This is a genomic window from uncultured Williamsia sp. (assembly GCF_947494875.1).
Classification (GTDB): domain Bacteria; phylum Actinomycetota; class Actinomycetes; order Mycobacteriales; family Mycobacteriaceae; genus Williamsia_A.
Window position 1 is genome coordinate 342,618 of sequence record NZ_CANLWM010000004.1, and the last position, 21,593, is coordinate 364,210.

Annotated in this window: 19 protein-coding genes; 12 read left to right on the forward strand and 7 right to left on the reverse strand. The window is 69.9% G+C overall.

Annotated elements, in window-relative coordinates; genetic code table 11:
• Positions 1 to 2: 2 nt before the first annotated feature.
• Positions 3 to 2,498, reverse strand: coding sequence for an EAL domain-containing protein (locus Q1A98_RS12010; protein WP_299573609.1), 2,496 nt, complete (start codon positions 2,496 to 2,498; stop codon positions 3 to 5).
• A gap of 230 nt (positions 2,499 to 2,728) precedes the next feature.
• On the opposite strand from Q1A98_RS12010, the gene Q1A98_RS12015 reads away from it, so the two are divergent.
• From Q1A98_RS12015 to Q1A98_RS12045, 7 genes are all read left to right on the forward strand, one after another.
• Positions 2,729 to 3,895: a beta-ketoacyl synthase N-terminal-like domain-containing protein gene (locus Q1A98_RS12015; RefSeq protein ID WP_299573611.1), complete on the forward strand. Its 1,167-nt coding sequence runs from the start codon at positions 2,729 to 2,731 to the stop codon at positions 3,893 to 3,895.
• Between the two features lie 178 nt (positions 3,896 to 4,073).
• On the forward strand, positions 4,074 to 5,123 hold the full coding sequence (locus Q1A98_RS12020) for an acyl-CoA dehydrogenase family protein (protein WP_299573613.1): 1,050 nt from the start codon (positions 4,074 to 4,076) through the stop codon (positions 5,121 to 5,123).
• Position 5,124: 1 nt separating this feature from the next.
• Complete coding sequence (locus Q1A98_RS12025) at positions 5,125 to 6,291, forward strand: acyl-CoA dehydrogenase family protein (protein WP_299573616.1); 1,167 nt, start codon at positions 5,125 to 5,127, stop codon at positions 6,289 to 6,291.
• 13 nt (positions 6,292 to 6,304) lie between these two features.
• Entirely contained in the window at positions 6,305 to 7,342 is a 1,038-nt protein-coding gene (locus Q1A98_RS12030) for a bifunctional MaoC family dehydratase N-terminal/OB-fold nucleic acid binding domain-containing protein (RefSeq protein WP_299573850.1), read from the forward strand.
• Positions 7,339 to 7,767, forward strand: a complete 429-nt coding sequence (locus Q1A98_RS12035; protein ID WP_299573618.1) for a MaoC family dehydratase — start codon at positions 7,339 to 7,341, stop codon at positions 7,765 to 7,767. Before Q1A98_RS12030 ends, Q1A98_RS12035 begins: the two co-directional genes overlap by 4 nt.
• The gene (locus Q1A98_RS12040; RefSeq protein ID WP_299573620.1) at positions 7,764 to 8,942 is read left to right on the forward strand and encodes a lipid-transfer protein; all 1,179 of its coding nucleotides are present in this window, start codon (positions 7,764 to 7,766) and stop codon (positions 8,940 to 8,942) included. Before Q1A98_RS12035 ends, Q1A98_RS12040 begins: the two co-directional genes overlap by 4 nt.
• The gene (locus tag Q1A98_RS12045) at positions 8,939 to 10,612 is read left to right on the forward strand and encodes an AMP-binding protein (RefSeq protein ID WP_299573622.1); all 1,674 of its coding nucleotides are present in this window, start codon (positions 8,939 to 8,941) and stop codon (positions 10,610 to 10,612) included. The genes Q1A98_RS12040 and Q1A98_RS12045 overlap by 4 nt, the downstream gene beginning before the upstream one ends.
• A 162-nt stretch (positions 10,613 to 10,774) precedes the next feature.
• Here Q1A98_RS12045 and Q1A98_RS12050 read toward each other — a convergent pair whose 3' ends face one another.
• Entirely contained in the window at positions 10,775 to 12,442 is a 1,668-nt protein-coding gene (locus tag Q1A98_RS12050; protein WP_299573624.1) for an MFS transporter, read from the reverse strand.
• A gap of 171 nt (positions 12,443 to 12,613) precedes the next feature.
• On the opposite strand from Q1A98_RS12050, the gene Q1A98_RS12055 reads away from it, so the two are divergent.
• Positions 12,614 to 12,745, forward strand: a complete 132-nt coding sequence (locus tag Q1A98_RS12055; protein WP_299573627.1) for a hypothetical protein — start codon at positions 12,614 to 12,616, stop codon at positions 12,743 to 12,745.
• 102 nt (positions 12,746 to 12,847) lie between these two features.
• Complete coding sequence (locus Q1A98_RS12060) at positions 12,848 to 13,462, forward strand: TetR/AcrR family transcriptional regulator (RefSeq protein ID WP_299573630.1); 615 nt, start codon at positions 12,848 to 12,850, stop codon at positions 13,460 to 13,462.
• A gap of 4 nt (positions 13,463 to 13,466) precedes the next feature.
• On the opposite strand, the gene Q1A98_RS12065 is transcribed toward Q1A98_RS12060, so the two are convergent.
• Positions 13,467 to 14,327, reverse strand: a complete 861-nt coding sequence (locus Q1A98_RS12065) for a MaoC/PaaZ C-terminal domain-containing protein (protein ID WP_299573631.1) — start codon at positions 14,325 to 14,327, stop codon at positions 13,467 to 13,469.
• Positions 14,327 to 16,048, reverse strand: a complete 1,722-nt coding sequence (kstD, locus tag Q1A98_RS12070; protein ID WP_299573634.1) for a 3-oxosteroid 1-dehydrogenase — start codon at positions 16,046 to 16,048, stop codon at positions 14,327 to 14,329. Before kstD ends, Q1A98_RS12065 begins: the two co-directional genes overlap by 1 nt.
• Before the next feature lie 135 nt (positions 16,049 to 16,183).
• On the opposite strand from kstD, the gene Q1A98_RS12075 reads away from it, so the two are divergent.
• The 3 genes from Q1A98_RS12075 to dmpG are packed head-to-tail and all read left to right on the forward strand — an operon-like array spanning position 16,184 to position 18,985.
• The gene (locus Q1A98_RS12075) at positions 16,184 to 16,972 is read left to right on the forward strand and encodes a 2-keto-4-pentenoate hydratase (protein WP_299573636.1); all 789 of its coding nucleotides are present in this window, start codon (positions 16,184 to 16,186) and stop codon (positions 16,970 to 16,972) included.
• Positions 16,973 to 17,015: 43 nt separating this feature from the next.
• On the forward strand, positions 17,016 to 17,921 hold the full coding sequence (locus Q1A98_RS12080) for an acetaldehyde dehydrogenase (acetylating) (RefSeq protein WP_299573639.1): 906 nt from the start codon (positions 17,016 to 17,018) through the stop codon (positions 17,919 to 17,921).
• Positions 17,918 to 18,985 carry a 4-hydroxy-2-oxovalerate aldolase gene (dmpG, locus tag Q1A98_RS12085; RefSeq protein ID WP_299573642.1) on the forward strand — a complete coding sequence of 356 codons (1,068 nt, stop codon included), beginning with the start codon at positions 17,918 to 17,920 and terminating at the stop codon, positions 18,983 to 18,985. The genes Q1A98_RS12080 and dmpG overlap by 4 nt, the downstream gene beginning before the upstream one ends.
• A gap of 194 nt (positions 18,986 to 19,179) precedes the next feature.
• Here dmpG and Q1A98_RS12090 read toward each other — a convergent pair whose 3' ends face one another.
• The 3 genes from Q1A98_RS12090 to Q1A98_RS12100 form a co-directional block, all read right to left on the reverse strand.
• Positions 19,180 to 20,103: a type IV toxin-antitoxin system AbiEi family antitoxin domain-containing protein gene (locus Q1A98_RS12090; RefSeq protein WP_299573644.1), complete on the reverse strand. Its 924-nt coding sequence runs from the start codon at positions 20,101 to 20,103 to the stop codon at positions 19,180 to 19,182.
• A gap of 249 nt (positions 20,104 to 20,352) precedes the next feature.
• Positions 20,353 to 21,150: a VOC family protein gene (locus Q1A98_RS12095; RefSeq protein ID WP_299573647.1), complete on the reverse strand. Its 798-nt coding sequence runs from the start codon at positions 21,148 to 21,150 to the stop codon at positions 20,353 to 20,355.
• A gap of 68 nt (positions 21,151 to 21,218) precedes the next feature.
• Positions 21,219 to 21,593: a hypothetical protein gene (locus tag Q1A98_RS12100; protein ID WP_299573649.1), complete on the reverse strand. Its 375-nt coding sequence runs from the start codon at positions 21,591 to 21,593 to the stop codon at positions 21,219 to 21,221.

Below are 21,593 nucleotides of genomic sequence, written 5' to 3' on the forward strand. Positions count from 1 at the left end.
CGTCAGTCCGTCCCGGGCTCGTCCTCGTCGCGGAAGTCCGGCGCCGCCGACGACAGGTCGGGGGTACGGCCGGTGGCCGTCGCCCCGGCACGGGCGAGCGGCTCGATCTCGGCCAGGGATCTCGGGGTCGCGTAGTAGTACCCCTGCGCGAAGTCGCACCCGACGCCGGCGACCTTGACGGCCTGGCTGGAGGTCTCGACGCCCTCGGCCACCACGCGCATCCCGGTGGCATGCGCCATCGCCACGATGCTCGAGAGGATCGCCTGCGCCTCGACGCTCTCGTCGAGGGCGTCGACGAACGGCTTGGCCGTCTTCAGGATGCTGATGGGCAGACGGTAGAGCTGGTTCAACGACGATGCGCCCGTGCCGAAGTCGTCGATGGCCACCTGGATGCCCAGCTCGCGGACGGCTGCGACGGTCGAGGTGGCGCGGCTGTCGACGACACCGATCGCGCTCTCGGTGATCTCGACGCACAGTCGCTCGGGCGCGAGTCCGGTCGCGACCAGTGCCCGGTTCAGCCGGGACAGGAGGCTGCGGTCGGTCAGCTCGCGGCGGGACACGTTGACGCACAGGGTGATGTCGCCCGTCCACGACTGCTCGGTGAACTCCCGGGTGGCGGTGCGCACGACGAAGTCCCCGACGAGGCCGATGAGGTCGGTCATCTCGGCGATGGGGATGAACTCGGCGGGCGAGATGCGGCCGAGATCCGGGTGGTCCCACCGCAGCAACGCCTCGACAGCGACCAGTCGGTGGTCGGTGGTGGTGACCAGTGGTTGGTAGTCCAGGCGCAGACCCGTGGCGTCGGCGAGCATCGCCGATCGCAGGTCCTGCTCGATCCGCTGACGCCGCTGCAGGTCCTCGCGGTGCGCGACACGGAAACGCACGTACGGCGTCTGCGAACTGGTCTCCATCTTCGCCTGGAAGAGCGCGATGTCCGCGTCGCGGAGGAGATCGGTGGGGGAGCGGCTGTCACCGAGCGCGGCGACCACGACACCGATGCTGATGGTGAGACGTTCGCTGCGCGAGCCGAGCGCGATCGGGCCGCTCACCGCGTCGTGGATGCGGCGGCTCTGGCGCTCGATCGTGTCGGCATAGTCCGACGAGAGCGGGGACACGATGACGAACTCGTCGCCGCCGATCCGCCCGATGGAGCTGCCCGCCGGGGTGATCCCGTCCAGGCGCCGGGCGATCTCCTGCAGCACCTCGTCCCCGGCGGAGTGGCCGAGCGAGTCGTTGACGAGCTTGAAGTTGTCGAGGTCGAGGTAGAACACCGCGACGCGGTCGTCGGGCTCGGCCAGCGCGTCGAGCTGCACGGCCAGCCGCCGCAGCACGCCGCCGCGGTTGAGCAGGCCGGTGAGGAAGTCGTGGTTGGCCTCCCACGCGAGCTGCGACGTCCGCTCGTGCCGATCGGTGATGTCGACGATGGAGACCAGCGCCGCCTGCACGTCGACGTCGTCGTCGATGGCCCGCACGCTGCAGGACAGCCAGCGGCGGCCCGCGTCGGTGGTGAGGGAGGCCAGGCGGTCGACGACGGGGCGCCCCGTCCGCAGGCACGAGACGATCGGTGACGTCGCGTCGTCGGGGAAGTCGAGGTCCACCGAGTCGACGGTGACACCGGGGATCTGGGCGGCCGTGAGGCCCAGGATGGTGAGCGCCGCCGGGTTGGCCAGCGCGATCCTGCCGTCCTCCTCCACCACCATCACGGCCTGGTGCAGCGACGTGACGATCGTCCCGAGACGTTCGATCAGCGGGCGCCGTGTGGCCGCCCCGACGAGCAGGTAGCCGTCGCCGAGGGCGGTCACCGAGAGATGCACCAGGATGGCGCGGCCGGAGTCGCCCCGGTGGTGCACGGCGTCCACCGACCCGCCGGTGGCGAGGATGGACTGCGGGTCGACGTCGGCGTCGACCACGACGGTGAACGGCAGACCGACGGCCGCGGCCGGCGTGACGCCGTAGAGGCGGCGTGCGCCCTCGTTCCACGAACGGATCCGCAGCTCGGAGTCGAGGGAGATGACGGCGTCGCTGACGTGGTCGACGAGCGCCGCCTGGTGTCTCAGGGCGATCTCCGCGGCCTTCTGCGCCGCGACGTCGCGCATGATCACCTGATAGGCGGGCGCGTCGTTCCAGACGGTCCTGACCGACGTCACCTCCATCGTGCGCGTCTCCCCGGAGAAGTTGGTCATCAACATCTCCTCGGGCATCGTCGACGCCCCTGCCTCGTCGCCCATGGCGGTGATGCGTTCGAGCATGCGGGGCAGTGAGTCGGGGTGGACGAAGTCCGAGATGGGGCGGCCGATGAGCGACTCGGGGTTCTCGACCCGGGCGAAGTGCACCGCGGCGGAGTTCACGTAGACGATCTCGCCCGCCTGGTGCACGGCGATGGAGTCCGGACTGAGTTCGAGCAGCAGCCGATAGCGTTCGGCGACCGACGAGGACGCGGGTGTGGTCATGGGCACGGCCGCCGGCGCCACGATGTCCCGACCGTCATCGTCATCCACGACCTCTCCGAACCCTCGGTGTACGCGCGCATCCGGCGTGATCCACCTCGCATTGTCCCGCACAGCGATATCCCACCCAAGGACCCGCGCAAAGCGGACCGACCGCGATTTGTGAAATGTCCCGCACTCGCCATGTCCCCCCATTGTGGGACATCGTGGATATCGGCCCCTGACCTGGGCCGATGTGCGATATGCGATCGCTTATCGCGGAGGACGACAAGGAGTTCACGATGGGAAACACCACACACCGCGCGAGGATATCCGGGGTCGGTGCGGTCACCGGGTACGGATGGGGCCGGGCTCGTCTGTGGGATGGGCTCGTCTCGGGCAAGCCCGCCGCCTCCCTGCAGGCCGGGTTCGGGATGACGGGCGACGACCCGGGCTGGGTCTCGATGATCCCCGAGGGCGGCGATCCGACCGACGGGTACACCCGGTACACCCGGGCGCTTCGGTACGCCGCGCGCGAGGCGCTCGAGGACGCGTACGCGCGTGGCTGGACGCCGGGCCGCAGGGTCGGGGTCGTGCACGCGGCGGTCATGGGCGACACCGCGATGTACCCCATGTTCGCTGCTCCGGCGGGGTCCTTCTCCGGTCGGCAGTACGTCGCGGTGACCCCGTCGACGGCGCTGTCGCTGCTGATGGCCGAGCACGGGTTCCACGGTCCGGTGATGAGCGTGTCGTCGATGTGCGCGTCGGGCTCGGCGGCGGTGATCACCGCGCGGACGTGGCTCGACGCGGGGATGGTCGACGACGTCCTCGTCGTCGCCACCGACCTCTCGGCGACGCCGGAGATCGTCGGCATGTTCACCCGCCTGGGGGTGGCCATCACCGACGACGAACCGCTCTCGGCGTGCCGTCCCTTCCAGGAGGGCAGCCGGGGCTTCAGCTTCGGCGAGGCCGCCATCGCATTCACGATGACGAATCGCGATGACGTCGCCGGATACGCGGATGTACTCGGTGGAGCGATGACTCATGACGGATTCCACCCCACGTCCATCGATCCGTCGCTCGAACACGTGCGGCGGTGCGTCGACGTGGCGCTCGATTCCGCAGGAGTCGACGGCCGTGATGTCCGTTACCTCAACGCCCACGGGCCGGGCACCGCACAGTGCGACGCCGCCGAGGGCACGATCCTCGCCGACGTCACCCCGGGGGCGTCGGTCTTCTCGGTGAAGCCCCTGGCCGGCCATTGCCAGGCGGCGGCCGGTGCCGTCGAGCTGACGGCGTCGCTGCTCGGGTTCGAGAACGGACGGATCCCGGCGTCGCCACAGGTGTCGACCCCGACCACCACGGCCCTGCTCGACGGCGCGACCGACGCCGAGCCGGGGCTGACGCTGAAGACGTCTCTCGGGATGGGCGGATACACGGCAGCGCTGGTGGTGGCACCGACGGAGTGAGTCGATCCCGGGACCGGGGAGGCGGCGCGCTGGGGACGACGTACCGCCTCCCCGGATCACCCCTGTGTTTGCGCGGACATCGCTGATATAACTAGAACAGGTTCTAGATTTCGGCTGGGGCAGCGGTCTGACCAGGACCGCGTGCCCTCGCCGTCCAGCGAGAGGGAGCGCGCGCAGCATGGATTTCACGCCGGATCCGACCGCCGTCGCCGTCGCCGACGTCGCGACCGACGTGCTGCGCCGGCACGAGCCGGTCTGGGACGACCGCTTCGACCGCGCCGGCGGCTTCGAGGAACGACTGTGGTCGGCGATGGGCGACGCGGGCATGACCGTGTTGCCGCTCTCGGAGTCCCGTGGCGGGGACGCGGTCGGGGTCCTCGGACTGGCTCCCCTGTTACGCGCGCTCGGCCAGGACGCCGCCGTGACACCCGCCCTGGGGACGCTCGCGGCCGCCGTCGCCGCGGGTGACACGCCCGCGGCGGGGACCGTCGCCGAGATCGTCTCGGCCGGTGGCCATGTCGCCGTGGCGGTCTCGGAGCCGGGTGCCGCGCTCACCCCGAGTCCGCAGACATCCGTGGTCGACGGTCGGGTCACGGGCACCAAGACCGGTGTCCTGCACGCCGAGACGGCACGCGCGGTCGTCGTCACCACCGACACCGGAGCCCTCCTCGTCCCCGTGAACGCGCCCGGCGTCACGATGCAGCGCACCCCGACGTCCTCGGGATGGGGCGAGTACACGGTCACCTTCGACCGCACACCCGTCGACGTCGAGGCCGCCACCCTGGGCGGTGACGCGCGCGTCGTCCGCGATCTCCACCGCTTCGCGCTCGCCGCCTACGCCGACGGTCTCGTCGCCGGCGCCACCAGGATCACCGCCGACCACGTCACCCAGCGGGAGCAGTTCGGCAAGCCGATCGGCACCTTCCAGGCGGTCAGCCAGCAGATCGCCGACATCTACGTCATCGGCCGGTCGATGAACCTCGCCGTCACCGCGGCGGGATGGCGGCTGGCCGAGGGGCTCGACGCCGACCGCGACCTCGCGCTCGCGACGTGGTGGTTGGCCGCGGAGTTGCCCGCCACGGTCCGCACCATGACCCATCTGCACGGCGGCGTCGGTGTCGACATCACCTACCCGCTGCACCGCTACTTCTCCGTCGTCAAGGATCTCGCACGACTCGTCGGAGGGGCCACGGCCCGCCTCGACGAGCTCGCCGAGCAGGAGTTCTGAGATGTTCATCGACCTCACGCCCGAGCAACGCGCCCTCAAGGCCGAACTGCGCGAGTACTTCTCGTCGCTCATCTCGCCCGAGGAACAGGCGGTGATGCGCACCGAGCGCCACGGACCCACCTACCGGGCGGTGATCCGGCGGATGGGCGCCGACGGTTGGCTCGGCGTCGGCTGGCCGACGGAGTACGGCGGCAAGGGCTTCGGTGAGATCGAGCAGCAGATCTTCGTCAACGAGGCCGCCCGCGCGGACATCCCGCTGCCCGCGGTGACGTTGCAGACCGTCGGGCCGACGCTGCAGACGTACGGCACGCAGGAGCAGAAAGACCGCTTCCTGCCCGCGATCCTCGCGGGCGAGGTGCACTTCGCGATCGGTTACAGCGAGCCGGGCGCCGGCACCGACCTCGCATCGCTGCGCACCTCCGCCGTCCGGCAGGGCGACGAGTACATCGTGAACGGCCAGAAGCTCTGGACCACGGGCGGCCACGACGCCGACTTCGTGTGGTTGGCCGTCCGGACGGATCCCGACGCCCCCAAGCACAAGGGCATCTCGATCCTCATCGTCGACACCAGCGATCCCGGGTACAGCTTCACCCCGATCATCACCGCCGACGGCGCCCACCACGTCAACGCGACGTACTACTCCGACGTTCGAGTCCCGGTCGGGATGCTCGTCGGCGAGGAGAACCGCGGCTGGAAGCTGTTGACCACCCAGCTCAACCACGAGCGCGTGATGCTGGGGCCGGCCGGTCGCATGGAGGGCGTGCTCGCGCGGGTCGCGGCCTGGGCGGAACGGCCCGGGGCCGACGGCACCGTGCCCGCCAAGAACCCCGACGTGAAGCGGGCCCTCGCCGACATCGCCGGGCACGCGCGGATCAACGAGCTGCTGAACTGGCAGGTGGCGTCCTCGGGCAACGAGGCGATCTCCATGGCCGACGCCGCCGCCACCAAGGTCTTCGCGACCGAACGCATCCAGCGCATCGGCCGCCTCGTCGACGAGATCGTGGGCCGATACGGCGATTTCACCGACCCGGAGACCGTGGCCCTCGTCGACTGGCTCGACGCGCAGCAGAAGCGGAACTCGGTGATCACGTTCGGCGGCGGCGTGAACGAGGTCATGCGCGACATGATCTCCACCGCCGGACTCGGTCTGCCCCGAGCGGCGCGGTGAGCCGCCGGTGACCCTGCAGAGCGTGAGCCCCGCCGCCCTCGAGGCCGACCGGATCCGCGCGGCCGCCGACGCCATCCGTGCGCAGGGTGCGAGTTCCCCTGTCGCAGGACGTGATCCGGTGAACACGCCGATGATCGCGAACTGGACCGAGGCCATCGGTGACAGCAACGCGATCTACTCCGACGACTCCGCTGCCCGCGCCGCGGGGTGGGACGGTGTCGTCGCACCGCCGGCGATGGCACAGGTGTGGACGATGCGTGGACTGCACGGTCGTCGCACCGACGACGACCCGCTGGGCGCGGCGTCCGCGCTGTTCGACGAGGCCGGCTACACCTCGGTGGTCGCGACGAACTGCGACTCGACCTATCACCGCTATCTCGCGCCCGGCGAGGAGGTGACGCTCTCCGCCGAGCTGACCGACGTCGTCGGACCCAAGACCACCGGTCTGGGGGAGGGCTGGTTCTTCACCACCCGCAACGTGTGGCGGGTCGGTGACGAGGTCGTCGCCGAGATGAACTTCCGAATCCTCAAGTTCCGTCCCCCGGCAGCAGCGCCGGTGGCAGCCACGGGCATCGTCTCGTCGCTCGGAGCCGACACCGGTGACCTCGACGCCGCGACGATGATGCGTCCCAGCGCATCCCGTGACACGGCGTTCTTCTGGGAGGGTGTGCGCGAGCACGAGCTGCGCATCCAGCGCCGACCCGACGGCGCCCTCGTCCACCCACCCGTCCCGGCGTTGTGGGCACCGCCGGGCGAGCCGACCGATCACGTCGTCGCGACGGGACGGGGGATCGTCCACAGCTTCGTCGTCCACCACGCCCCCCGGGTACCCGGCCGCACGCTGCCGTTCGTCGTCGCCCTCGTCGAACTCGACGAGGGGGTCCGGATGCTGGGCCAGCTGCGCGGTGTGGACCCGTCGACGGTGCGCATCGGTCTACCGGTCGAGGTCGAGTTCCTCGACTTCCCCGCCGATCCCGACGGGCCACCCGGCGCCGACGGGCCGTGGACCCTGTACGCGTGGCGCGCCCGCGAGACCGGAGACGACGCATGACCGCCCCCACCGCACCACCGACGGTCGCCGTCGGTGACACGCTCCCGGAACTGCGGATCGAGGCGACACCGACTTTCATCGTCTCGACCGCCCTGGCCACCCGGGACTTCCAGGACGTCCACCACGACCGCGATCTCGCACAGGCCAAGGGGTCCAAGGACATCTTCGTCAACATCCTCACCGACACCGGTCTGGTCGGCCGGTTCGTCACCGACTGGGCGGGTCAGCGCGCGCAGATCCGGTCGATCACACTGCGACTCGGGGTTCCCTGGTACGCCTACGACGCGATGGTGATGACGGGGACCGTGACGGCCCTCGACGCCGGTGTCGCGACCGTCGACGTCGTCGGGACGAACGCGCTCGGCAAGCACGTCACCTCGACGGTCACGGTCGTCCTCGACCGCACCGCGCAGGACGCGTCATGACCCGCTTCGCACTGTCGGGTGCCGCGGCGATCGTCGGTATCGGTGCCACCGACTTCTCGAAGGACTCCGGCCGCAGCGAGCTGCGTCTCGCTGCGGAGGCGGTGACCGCGGCTGTCGCCGACGCCGGGCTGACGCCCGCCGACGTCGACGGTCTCGTCTCGTTCACGATGGACACCAACACCGAGATCGCCGTGGCGCGTGCCGCCGGCATCGGCGAGCTGACCTACTTCTCGCGCATCCACTACGGCGGCGGTGCAGCGTGTTCCACCGTCCAGCAGGCAGCGATGGCCGTCGCGACCGGTGTGGCCGACGTCGTCGTCGCCTACCGGGCGTTCAACGAGCGGTCGGGGATGCGGTTCGGGCAGGTCAACGCCGGCCTGGCCGCGCAGGACAACTCCTCGGGCACCGACAACGCGTTCAGCTATCCGCACGGGTTGTCGACGCCGGCGGCGTTCGTGGCCATGGTCGCCCAGCGGTACATGCACGAGTACGGCGCCACGAGTGAGGATTTCGGGCGGGTCGCCGTCGTCGACCGCAAGCACGCCGCGGTGAACCCGAACGCCTTCTTCCTCGGCAAGCCGATCACCCTGGAGGACCATCAGAACTCGCGGTGGATCGCCGAGCCGCTGCACCTGCTGGACTGCTGTCAGGAGTCGGACGGCGGTGTGGCGCTGGTGATCACGTCGCCGGAGCGGGCGAGGGATCTGCCGCACACGCCGGTGACGATCGCGGGCGCCGCATCGGGGAGCGGTCAGGACCAGTACATCATGACCAGCTACTACCGCGACGACCTCGCGGGACTGCCCGAGATGGGGCTGGTCGGCCGACAGCTGTGGGACCAGTCGGGTCTGGGCCCGGACGACATGGACGTCGCCGTCCTCTACGACCACTTCACCCCGTACACCCTGATGCAACTCGAGGAACTCGGCTTCTGCGGCCGGGGCGAGGCCAAGGACCTCGTCCGCGAGCCCGGCGCGCTCGAGGTGGGGGGCCGTCTGCCCCTCAACACCCACGGCGGGCAGCTCGGCGAGGCCTACATCCACGGGATGAACGGCATCGCCGAGGCGGTCCGTCAGCTGCGCGGGACCTCGGTCAACCAGGTCCCCGACGCCCACCGCGCCGTCGTCACGGCCGGTACCGGAGTCCCCACGAGCGGATTGGTTCTCACGCGATGACCGACACCACCCTGCCGCCCACCACCGAGAGCACCGCCGAGGTCGCGACCGACTTCAACCTCGGCGACATCTTCGAGGCCATCGCCGACGCCGTCCCCGACCGGCCCGCGATCGGCTTCGAGGGCACCGACGTCAGCTACCGCGAGCTCGACGAGCGTGCCAACGCCATGGGGCATCTGCTGCAGTCCCAGGGGATCGGTCCGGGCGACCACGTCGCCCTGTACCTGAAGAACAGCCTGGAACACGTCTACGCCATGGTCGCGCTTCTGAAGATCGGCGCGACGTCGGTGAACGTGAACTACCGCTACACCCCGGCCGAGCTGACCTACATCCTCGACAACGCGGACGCCACAGCGGTGTTCGTCGAGCTGCCCGAGCATCAGCGGACGCTTGCCGCGGTGCTGGCGGACAGTCGGGTGCGCACGGTCCTCGTCGTGGGCGACGTCCTCGACGAGCTCACCGAGGCGGCCGGAGACGGCGTGTCGGTGGTGCCTGTATATCTGGACGAGCACAGCACCGCACGGGATTTCCCGCCCCGCAGCGGTGACCAGCTCTACCTGCTCTACACCGGCGGCACCACCGGGTACCCGAAGGGCGTCATTTGGCGCCACGACGACTTCTTCCACAAGCCGCTGTCGGGCGGGAACCCGTACGGCCCGGAGTCGTTGACCGACCTCGCCGCGGTCGCGCACAACGCGAGCACGTTCGCGCCGCTGTCGTTCCTGCTCGCCGCCCCGCTCATGCACGGCGCGGCGATCTACTCCCTGTTCATGTTCTTCATCAACGGCGGGCGGCTGGTGCTGCAGCGCGACTTCGTCGCGTCGAGGGTCCTCGACGCCGTGGAGGACAACGGGGTGCAGATCATCCTCATCGTCGGCGACGGGATGGGTGCGCCCCTGGTGGAGGAGATGGAACGCCGCCAGGCCGCCGGCACTCTCGACGTGTCCGGGTTGCTGTCCGTCACCAACGGCGGTGCCATCTGGTCGACGTCGGTGCGGGAGCGGATGCGTGCGGTCAAGCCGGACCTGTGGTTCCGGGACAACTTCGGTGCCTCGGAGACAGGCAACGACGGCGAACTGTTCATGGACGAGCACGGCACGCTGCGCTCGGCGCCGAGCCCCGGGATGACCGTGCTCGACGAGGGGCTCGACCCGCTCGAGCCGGGCTCCGACGAGATCGGGTACATCGCCCGCGTCGGCCGCGTCCCGCTCGGCTACTACAAAGACCCCGAGAAATCCGAGCGCACCTTCGTGACCCTGCCCGACGGCCGTCGGGCTGCCGTCCTCGGCGACATGGGGCGCCTCGAGGCCGACGGGAGCATCGTCTTCCTCGGCCGTGGTTCGGGCTGCATCAACACCGGTGGCGAGAAGGTGTTCCCCGAGGAGGTCGAGGCGGCCGTCCAGGGTCACCCGGGAGTGCGCGACGTCCTCGTCGTCGGCGTCCCCGACGAGCGGTTCGGACAGAAGGTCGCGGCCGTCATCTCGGCGCCCGACGGAGCGCAGCCCCCGTCCCTGGAGGATCTGCAGGCGCACTGCCGTCAGACCCTGGCGGGGTACAAGGTGCCGCGCGTCGTCGTCGCCGTCGACACGGTCCGGCGGACCCCGGCCGGCAAGGCCGACTACCGATGGGCCGGTGCGACCGCGACCGCGGCACTGTCGCCGACCACCTAGCCATCTGTCGGGCACCTGGAGCCATTCGTTGGGCGTTTGGAGCCATTGGTTGGGCAGCGGGAACGACCCGTCGGGCACGTGGTGTCCATGGCCTGTCTCATGTGCCCAACGAACGGCTCCTGGTGCCCAACGAACGGTTCCGGGTGCCCAATGAACGGGCGCTCAGTCCTCCGTCGCGCGAGCCGCGCCGGTGTCGATCGGTGCGGCGTCCTGCGCCTCGGGCATCCGGGTGGGCGTCCAGAACGCCAGGACAACCGATCCGACGAGGACGATCGAGCCGAGCACGACGTAGGCCTGGCTCATGGGCTGCAGGAACGCGTTCCGCGCGCCGGATGCGATGGTGTCCGCGACTGGACCGGGGATGCGTTGGCGCAGTTGGTCGGACACCGCCGACGCCTCGGCCAGCGACCGACCGATGCGGTCGGTGATGACGTCGATCTGACCCAGGATCGACTGTCCCTCCGCGACGCGACCGGCCGACGAGAGCTGGTCGGCGACAGCCCGGAGCTGTTCGCGGGTGGCCTCGACCGTCCCGGCGATCCGGGTGGTGAACCCTGCCGCGACGATGCTGCCGCCCAACGCCATCCCGATCGCGGCACCGAGCTCGCGGGAGGTGTCGTTGACCGCCGATGCGACGCCCTGGTTGTCCGCGGGGGTGGAGACCATGATGCCGGTCGTCGCGGGTGCGGTGCTCAGCCCGAGCCCGATCGCCATCACCGACACCTGGGCGGTGATGACCCAGTAGTCGTCGGAGTCGAAGACACCGAGGATGACGATCCCCGCGCCGAACAGGAACATCCCCGTCGGCAGCACCGCGCGGAAACTGAACCGCACCGCGAGCCAATTGCCCAGGAGCGACGTCACCATGACGATCAGCACCAGCGGGATGAGCGCGACGGCGGACCGCAGCGGCGAGTACCCCATGATCAGCTGGAACCGCTGCAGGATCAGGAAGAACACCCCGAAAGACCCGACGAACTGCAGCGCGATCGCCAGCGATCCCGCTCCGAACGCGCGTCGCCGGAAGAGTCGGACGTCGAGGAGGGTGCGCCGCCCGCGCAGCTGCAACGCCACGAACACACCGCCGAGAGCGAGGCCGCCGATCAGGCCGACGAGGACGAGGGGGTCGGCCCAGCCGCGGACCGGGCCCTCGATCAGACCGAAGACGACCGCGGCGACGGCCGCCGCGGAGGCGATCGACCCGAGGACGTCGAACGGTGGCGGGTCGGAGTCCCGCGAGGTGCCGATGGTCAGTGCCAGGGCCGCCATGACCCCGGCGGCGATCGCGAAGGCGATGAAGATCGAGTGCCAGGGGAAGAACTCGAGCAGCAGGCCCGTCACGAAGAAGCCGATGATGGCGGCCCCGCCCGCTACGCCGGCCCAGATGCTCACCGCGAGAGGGCGTTTGCTCTCCGGGACACCGGAGGTGATCAGCGACAGCGTTGCCGGCATCACCAGTGCCGCACCCGCGCCGGCGACGACGCGGGTGGCGATGATCTCCGTGGGGGACGACAGCAGGATCGCCGCGACGGACGCCGCGGCGAACACCACCAGGCCGACGACGAGGACGCCGCGTCGGCCGAAGCGGTCGCCGAGCGCGCCGCAGGGAAGGAGCAGGGCCGCCAGGGTGAGCGTGTATCCGTCGACGAGCCAGGTGATCTGCGTGGACGACGCACCGATGTCGGGCGCGATCTCCGAGAGCGCGATGTTCAACGAGGCCATCGCCGCCACCACCGCACTGAGTGCGGAGCAGGCTACGACGAGGAGCCAGATGTCCCGCAGGGTGAGGCGATCGGCGGCCGTGGTGCTCGTCGCGGACGTGATGGTCATGCGTCAGGCCTCGGCGTCGTGGCGGTCGTGACCGCGGTGTTGTGTGATCGTGACCCCGCGACACGCCCGGCCTACCGTGCACCATATGTAACTTGTGTCACTCTGGTTGTCGCTAGTCACAAGATCACTCATTCCGGGTCGACGCAGCCCCGGGCGAAAGGAACTGTGATCATGGCCGCGACTCTCCCCCGCGACACATCCCACTCGAGCACGTCGGTCCGGATATGGCGGATCGTCGCCATGCTCGCCCCTCTCGCTGCACTGGTCATCGGAATGCTGCTGGTCGTCGGCTCGATGGGCTGAGGGCCATCGTCCCTCTCCGACCGAGACTAACAGCATTTTTGAGACAGGTAGTCTCGTCACGTCCGGACCCGATCCGGCCTTCGTGACAGGCGGTGTCCCACCATGCGACGGACCGATCCACGCCCCGCGCGGTCGCGGGCGAAGATCGTCGACGCCGCAGCCGCCCTCGTCCGTGACCATGGGCCGACCGCCGTGGCGGTAGATGCGGTCATCGACGCGGCGGGGGTGTCGCGAGCGACGTTCTACCGCCATTTCGCCGGCGTCACGGAACTCGTGGCGGCCGCCTTCGCGGTCGTGATCCCCTCCGCGTCGGCGCCGTCCGCGACCGGCTCCGTACACGAGCGGCTCACCGAGCTCGTGCTCTCGCAGGCGCGTCTGTTCGCCGAGATCCCCGCCACGACCAGCGTTCTCGCGTGGCTGTCGCTCGGCGTCGACCTGGACGCGAGTTCACTGGACCGGGTCCGCGGCGGGGAGGGTGCCGAGATGCTCACGCTGCGTGAGCGCGTGGCCGACCGGTTCCTGCGGCCCTTCGACGAGGTGCTGTCGAGCCCCGACGCGGTCGCGGAACTCGGTGACGTCGACAGCGTGTCGGCGGTCGCCCTCCTGCTCGGTCCGCTCGCCATGGGACGGCTGAGCACTCTGCCGTCGTTCGACTACGAGGCGGTGGCGCGGGCCGCGGTGGACGGGTTCATGGCGGTCCACACCCGCGACAGCTGACGGCTCAGGCCTTCTCGACGACGACGTTGGCGAGGACGGGAGACGCGTCCCGCTGGACGGCGACGGCGGTCGCGACGAGGTCGGATCCGCGGTCCCACACCGAGATCCGCAGGGTCTCACCGGGGAACACGACGCCGGCGAAGGTCGCGCCGAAGGACCCGACCGCGGTCGGGTCACCCCCGAACACCGCGTCGACCACCGCACGGCAGGTCAGCCCGAAGCTGCACAGGCCGTGCAGGATCGGCGCCGGGAACCCGGCCCGCTGCGCGAACGCGGGATCGGAGTGCAGCGGGTTGCGGTCCCCGCACAGTCGGTACAGCAGCGCCTGATCGGGGCGCGTCGGGACCGTCACGACGTGGTCGGGCGGGGTGTCGGGGTAGTCGACGCGGGTCGACGTGCCCCGGTCACCGCCGAAGCCGCCCTCGCCCTTGGCGAAGATCGCCGTGCGGGAGGTCCACAGTCGCGTCCCGTCGGAGCCGGTCGTCTCCGACTCCTTGACGATCACCGCCGCTGATCCCTTGTCCTGCACATCCGCGATGCGGGTACGCGTGGTCGCGGTCCCCGACGGTGGGATCGGTGCGTGCGCGATGACGTGCTGGCTGCCGTGGACGACCTTCGCGAGGTCGATCTCGACACCGGGGAACGACACCGCAGGCGGATCCGTGTCGTGGAAGCCCTCGGCGACCGTCGCGAACGTCGGCAGGACGATCGGGGAGTGGTCGTCGACATACCGCAGCCCCGCCGTGTCCAGTGGGTCCGCGGCCGCGCCCACGGCGAGGTTGTACAGCGCAACGTCCGACGCGGTCCACGAGAACGTGGACTCACCGAGGTCGGCGCCGAGCGCGACAGCGAGGTCGATCGGCATCAGACGGCGTTCGCGTCGGTGGCGACCGTCTGCGCGGCCATGTCGAGCGCGGCGAGGTAGCCGAACACCATGGCGGGTCCGATCGTCGCGCCGGGGCCGGCGTAGGTGTGGCCCATGACCGGTGAGCTCGTGTTGCCCGCGGCGTACAGGCCCTCGATGACCGACCCGTCGGCGCGCAGGGCGCGGCCGGAGGTGTCGGTGTCGATGCCGCCCTTCGTCCCGAGGTCACCCGGATACATCTTCACGGCCCAGAACGGCGCCTTCGTCAGTTCGCCCAGGCCGGGGTTCGGCTTGTTCGTGATGTCGCCGTAGTAGTGGTCGTACCCGCTCTCGCCGCGGTGGAAGTCCTCGTCGACACCGGAATTCGCGAAACCGTTGAAGCGCTCGACGGTGGCCTGCAACGCGTCCGCCGGGACCTCCATCTTCGCGGCCAGCTCGGCGATCGTGTCGGCCTTGACGATCGCGCCGGAGGCGAGCCACTTCTTGGGGAGCGGCTGCCGCCCTGCGACGCCGGCGAACAGATAGCGGTCGCGATAGCCCTGGTCGAAGACGAGCCAGGCCGGCACGTTCTCGCCGGGGCCCTCGCCCTGACCGAATTCACCGCCGTACATCCGGTGCACGGCCTCGACATACGGCAGCGACTCGTTCATGAACCGGTGTCCGCGCATGTTCACCATGAAGCTGCGCGGGAGCGAGCGCTCGGCGAGGGCGAACCACGGGCCGCGCGGGAGCATGATCGTCGGACCCCACCACGAGTCCTCCATGAACGACACGGCCGCACCGATCTTCAACCCCGCGTTGATGCCGTCGCCGGTGTTGCTCGGCGCACCGGTGGTCCACTCGGTACCGATCGGGTCACGCTGGTACTTGCGGCGCATCTCCTCGTTGTGCTCGAAACCGCCGCACGCCAACACGACTCCGCGGCGTGCGGTGATGGTGCGGCGCTCGCCGCGGTGTTCGACGACGACGCCGGTGACGCGGCCGTCCTCGGTGACGAGGTCGAGCAGCGGTGTCTCGAGGAACATCGGGATGCCCGCGCGGCGCAGGCCCACCAGCAACCCGGACATCAGCGCTGCACCCATGCCGACGATGCGCTTGCCGGTCATCTTCGCGGTCATGGTCCGCATACCGACGGCCATCATCTTCACCGGGCCCCGCCAGTGCCGCAGACCGGTGCTCATCCAGCGGTAGTCGGACTGCTTGACCACCACGTTCATCGGCGCCTTGGTGTACGGCGGGTGCATCGTCTTCGCGTCAGGCCCCAGCGTGCGGGTGTCGAACGGCCTCGGCTCGCAGGACCGCCCGTGCAGGCGACCCCCCGGCGCCTCGGGGTAGTAGTCGGAGTAGTTCTTCACCCACTCCAGGTTCAGTGCCGATCGCTCGATGAGGAAGTCGAGCGCCTCGGGCCCGCGGTCGAGGTAGGTGTCGATCTTCTCGGGCGCGACAGCGTCGCCCACGATCGAGGTCACGTAGTCGCGCGCGGCCTGGGGGGTGTCCTTGACGCCGTCGCGCCGCAGGACCGAGTTGTTCGGGATCCAGACGCCGCCGCCGGAGCGGGACGTCGACCCACCCCAGTAGGCCGCCTTCTCGACGAGCACCGTCGACAGACCGCGGGATGCCGCCGTGATCGCAGCGCTCATCCCGGCTGCACCCGACCCCACGACGACGACGTCGTAGGCCGACTGCAGCTCGGCTCCACCGGGAGCGTTCTCGCTGGTCATAGGGTGGCCCTTCCCTCATTTCTAGAACACGTTATAGAATTGCCGCTCGAGCCAGTTATACCAGCCCGCGGGCCGTTCTCCACCCCCGCGGATCGTCCCGGACGCCCGACGCGTTCACGACAGCAGGGAGTGCGCATGACGGTCGCCGACGACGTCCGGGGACGGATCGCCGACGACCTCGCGCGGGCGGAGCAGACGGGTGTGGCGGTCGATCCGCCGACGGCGTCGCATCCTGATCTCGACGTGGTCGACGCCTACGAGATCCAGTTGATCAACATCCGTCGTCGTCTCGATGCGGGTGCGCGGATCGCGGGGCACAAGGTGGGTCTGGCGTCGGAGGCGATGCAGCAGATGATGGGCGTCGACGAGCCCGACTACGGCCATCTGCTCGACACGATGCAGTACCACGAGGGCACGCCGATCGACGCCGGCGCGTTCTGCTTCCCCCGCGTGGAGGTGGAGGTCGGGTTCCTGCTCGGTGAGGACCTGCCCGGTGCGAACTGCACCAACGGTGACGTGATCGACGCGGTCGCGGCCGTGGTGCCGTCGATCGAGTTGATCGACAGCCGGATCCGTGACTGGAAGATCACCCTGTGCGACACGATCGCCGACAACGCGTCGTCGCTGGGATGGGTGCTCGGAGCCGAGCGGGTCGAGATCGACGAGATCGACGTCGCCGACATCGACGCGGTGCTCGAACGCAACGGTGAGGTGGTCGCGAAGGGCAACTCGTCGGCGGTGCTGGGCAATCCGCTGAACGCGGTCTCCTGGCTGGCCCGCAAGGTCGAGTCCTTCGGGGTGCGGTTGAGGGCCGGCGACGTGATCCTCCCGGGCACGGCGACGCGCGCGATCGACATCCGTCCGGGCGACCACTTCCGCGCCGAGTTCACCGGCCTGGGCAGCGTCACCATCGACTTCCGCTGACGCACAGCGACATCAGCGTTCACGAACAGGGCAGGAGAACACAGTGCCGGAGAAGGTCACCGCGGCCATCATCGGGTCGGGCAACATCGGGACCGATCTGATGTACAAGTTGGAGCGGTCGGAGGTGATCGCGCCCCGCTGGATGGTCGGTATCGACGCCGACTCCGAGGGCATGAAACGTGCCGCCGACCACGGGTTGATCACGATGTCCGGGGGTGCGGAGGAGCTGTTGGGCTCGTCGGAGTTGCCGGATCTGATCTTCGAGGCGACGTCGGCGTATGTGCACCGCGAGTACGCGCCGCGGTACGAGGCGGCGGGGATCACCGCGATCGATCTGACGCCGGCGGCGGTCGGACCGGCGGTGGTGCCGCCGGCGAATCTGCGCGAACACCTGGACAAGCCGAACACGAACATGATCACGTGCGGTGGTCAGGCGACGATCCCGATGGTGCATGCGGTGTCGTCGGTGGTGCCGGTGGCGTACGCGGAGATCGTCGCGTCGGTCGCGTCGGTGTCGGCCGGGCCCGGGACGCGGGCGAACATCGACGAGTTCACCAAGACCACCTCGCGGGGGATCGAGACGATCGGTGGCGCCGGCCGGGGCAAGGCGATCATCATCCTCAACCCGGCCGATCCGCCGATGATCATGCGCGACACCATCTTCTGCGCCATCCCCGCCGACGCCGACACCGACGCGATCGCGGAGTCGATCCATCGTCGGGAGAAAGAGATCCAGTCCTACGTGCCTGGATATCGGCTGCTGCAGGACCCGCAGTTCGACCCGCCGAGTGTGGTCAACGGCGGCATGGCGCGGGTGTCGATCTTCGTCGAGGTCGAAGGCGCCGGGGATTACCTGCCGCCGTACGCCGGGAATCTCGACATCATGACCGCCGCCGCGACCAAGGTCGGCGAGGAGCTGGCCAAGCTGAAGTTGGGAGTCCCCGCATGAGCACCGATCTGATGGCGAATGCCCGCGCCTACAGCGACACCCTGGACATCCGGGTGACCGATTCGTCGTTGCGCGACGGCAGTCACCACAAGCGTCACCAGTTCACCGTGAACGAGGTGCGATCGGTGGTGGCGGCCCTCGACGGCGCGGGGGTGCCGGTGATCGAGGTGACCCACGGCGACGGTCTGGGTGGGTCGTCGTTCAACTACGGGTTCTCCAAGACCCCCGAACAGGAACTGATCGCCGCGGCGGTCGAGACCGCGACGACGGCGAAGATCGCGTTCCTGATGCTGCCCGGGCTCGGGGTGAAGGACGACATCCGCGCCGCGCAGGACAACGGGGCGTCGATCTGCCGTATCGCGACCCACTGCACCGAGGCCGACGTCTCGATCCAGCATTTCGGGCTCGCCCGCGAATTGGGGTTGGAGACGGTCGGGTTCCTGATGATGAGTCACTCTCAGCCGCCGGAGGTCCTCGCCGCGCAGGCCCGGATCATGGCCGACGCGGGATGCCAGTGTGTGTACGTCGTGGACTCCGCCGGTGCCCTGGTCCTGGAGCAGGTGTCGGATCGGGTGGCCGCGGTGCGCGCCGAGCTCGGTGACGACGCGCAGATCGGGTTCCACGGCCACGAGAACCTCGACATCGCCGTCGCCAACTCGATCGCCGCGATCCGTGCCGGGGCGCAGCAGGTCGACGGGTCGGTGCGTCGGTTCGGTGCCGGTGCGGGCAACACGCCGGTCGAGGCGTTCGTCGGGGTGTGCGACAAGCTCGGCATCCGCACCGGTATCGACTTCGCGATGATCGCCGACGCCGCACAGGATGTCGTCGCCCCGATCATGCCGTCGGAGTGCCTGGTCGACCGCGCGGCGATGATGATGGGCTACGCCGGCTGCTACAGCTCGTTCCTCAAGCACGCCGAAGGCCACGCCGACAAGTACGGCGTCAAGGTCGCCGACATCCTCCTCGAGGCCGGCGCCCGCAAACTCGTCGGCGGCCAAGAAGACCAACTCATCGACATCGCCCTCGAACTCAAGAAGAAACAAGACGCCAACGCCGGCGTCTGACCGCGTTCCCGCCCCGATCTCGCCGATCCGCGCCGTGCACGCCGCGGGTCGACGCCGACGACGCGGATCCGCTGTCTCCGCGCGGATGCTGCCGCACCCGCGCCGTGCCGGCCGACCCGCCGCGGATCTCGCCGTCCCGCGCTGTACCCGCCCGCCCGCCCGTGCTCGGCGCGGGGAGACGGGGAGGGCGCGGGTCAGGCGGCGATCAGTCCGAGCCGGGTCAGCCAGTCACGGACCATCGGCACCACCCGGCCGTGGACCAGGTCGTCCCAGGTCCAGCGGATCACCATGATCCCCATCCGTCGGAGTGCGTCCTCGCGTTCCTTCTCGCGTCGCATGGCCTCGAACGGGGTCTCGCCGGGACGCAGGTGCTTCTGGTACTTCACCATCCCGTCGAACTCACCGACCAGGACGTCGCCCCACGCGAAGTCGGTCCGGGCGACGAGCTCGCCGCGATCGTCGACGAACTCGCGCTGGAGGTCGTCGACGGGCAGTCCGGCGTCGATCATCTGGGCGCGACCCCACGACTCGCCGGGGTTCTCGGCGCGGCCGTCCGCGTGGCGCAGAGCGCGCCGTGCCGGCCCCACCCCGCGTCGTGCCGCCAGCAACATCCCGGCCATACGATCGCGGTCGGCGCCCAGGCGTAGCGCCGAGTCGAACACGGCGAGGGCGCCCGCGAACCCCATCGACGACGTGCAGGCCACGTCGACGGCGGTCCGTTCCAGCGACGTCATCCGGACCCCGTCGCGCACCACGATGTCGTCGGGACCGAGGTCGGCCTCATGCTCGTGACGAGTCGCCGTGCGGTGCGCGCCCGTGCCGATCGGGACGCTGAGGTGCACGCGCTCGAGGTCGGGTCGGAGCACCTCGAGTCCCAGGACGGCCGCGGCCGACTGATGGCTCAGGACGGCGTCGGGACAGATCGCCGCCACCGCGATCGCCGCCAATCGGTGGTGCTCGCGCGGTCTGCGGTCCACGGCGACGGCGAAGGCGCCACGGGTCAGTCGGACGAGCTGCCCGCGGGCGACCGCCTGCGCCAACTCGCTGTCACTGACACCGGCGGCGACGGCGCGACTGCGGAGCACGATCCCGTGCCGATCGATGGGGATGTTCAGCATGTCCATTGGACGCGCCCGCGGCTCGTTCGGATCCGACGGACCATGAATCCGCGTCGAGCGAGAGAACCCGCGCCGGGTACGGCGCGGAACCGTGCGAACGACGCGGGACTGCGTGAACGGCGCGGGACTGCGTGAACGGCGCGGGACTGCGAGAACGGTGCGGGTTCTCCGGCTCACCACCGAACCCGCGTGGACCGTGCCAACCCGCGCCGGGCACGACTCGGGACTGCGAGAACGACGCGGGTTCGGCTACATGCCGGGCGGGGGAGAGGCGTAGCAGAAGATCGCGCCCATGGGGTCCTTGGCCGCCGCGAGGGTGCCGAAGGGGGTGTCCTCGCCGCCCATCATCACCTCGCCGCCGAGGTCGGAGACCTTCGCCGTGGCTGCCGCGACGTCGTCCACCGTGATGTAGAACTGCCAGAACGACGGCACCTCGGGCGGGAAGACCTTGGTGGCGTCCATGATCCCGGCGTACCCCATCTCGCCGAACATCAACTGCGTGTACCGCTCTGGCGCCTGCACGCTCTCGTCACCGCCGCTGCCTACCTCGAGCGGCGACGCCCCGGCCACCGACGAGTAGAACGCGACGGACGCGTCGTAGTCCTTCGACTGACACTCGAACCAGTATGGCGCGCCGTGCTCGCCCCACGTGGTGTAGCCGGGGTGCTGGTCGGGCTGCCAGAAACCGATCGCCGCGCCCGCGGGGTCGGACACGAGGAGCATCGTCCCCTCGGTCCCGACCGCCATCGGCGGGAACAGGACCTGGGCCCCGGCCTTCTCTGCTGCCGCGGCGGTCGCCGCCGCGTCGGTGGTGTGGAGGTACACCGACCACACGTCGGAGGGGACTCCGGCGCCGTCCATCACCGGGCTCATCCCCGCGATGCGACTGCCGGCGCGCGTGAAGTTCTGGTAGCCGCCGAACTCCGCGCGCGGAGCCTCGACATCCCAGCCGAACAGCGCGCCGTAGAACTCGGCGGCGCGGGCCGGGTCGGAACTCATCAGGTCGAACCAGATCGGTGCGCCGACAGGCGCGGAGTACTCGGGCATCGTCGGATCCTCTCGCGTGGGTGACACCGGTACAGACCGGGCCGGACGCGGGAAATCATCGCGGGAGACTAGAGGTATCCGTCAGGGTCTTCGGTCGGTCCGTGCGGAGGGATGATGCCCTCGGCCACGCCGTGGTCGATGCTGGCCGACAGCCGGCTGCACGTCGGTGTCATGGCCGGGTTGCCGCCGGACTCCCGCACCGATCGCAACTCGGAGCACGACGCCCGTGCCCCAGCCGTCCACTGCACGCTCGTCTGCGACGGCGAGGTCTTCTTCACCAGGACGCAGGCATGGCACGAGCGGCACTCGATCTCGTGCAACCCGCCGTCGAGATAGTGCGCCCGGTCGCGGCGCGTGTGCTCACGCACCGACTCCCGTCGCGCGGGGTCGTCGTCGAAGGCCGGGGCCTTCGCCCATCCCGACGACTCGACCGAGCGTGTCAC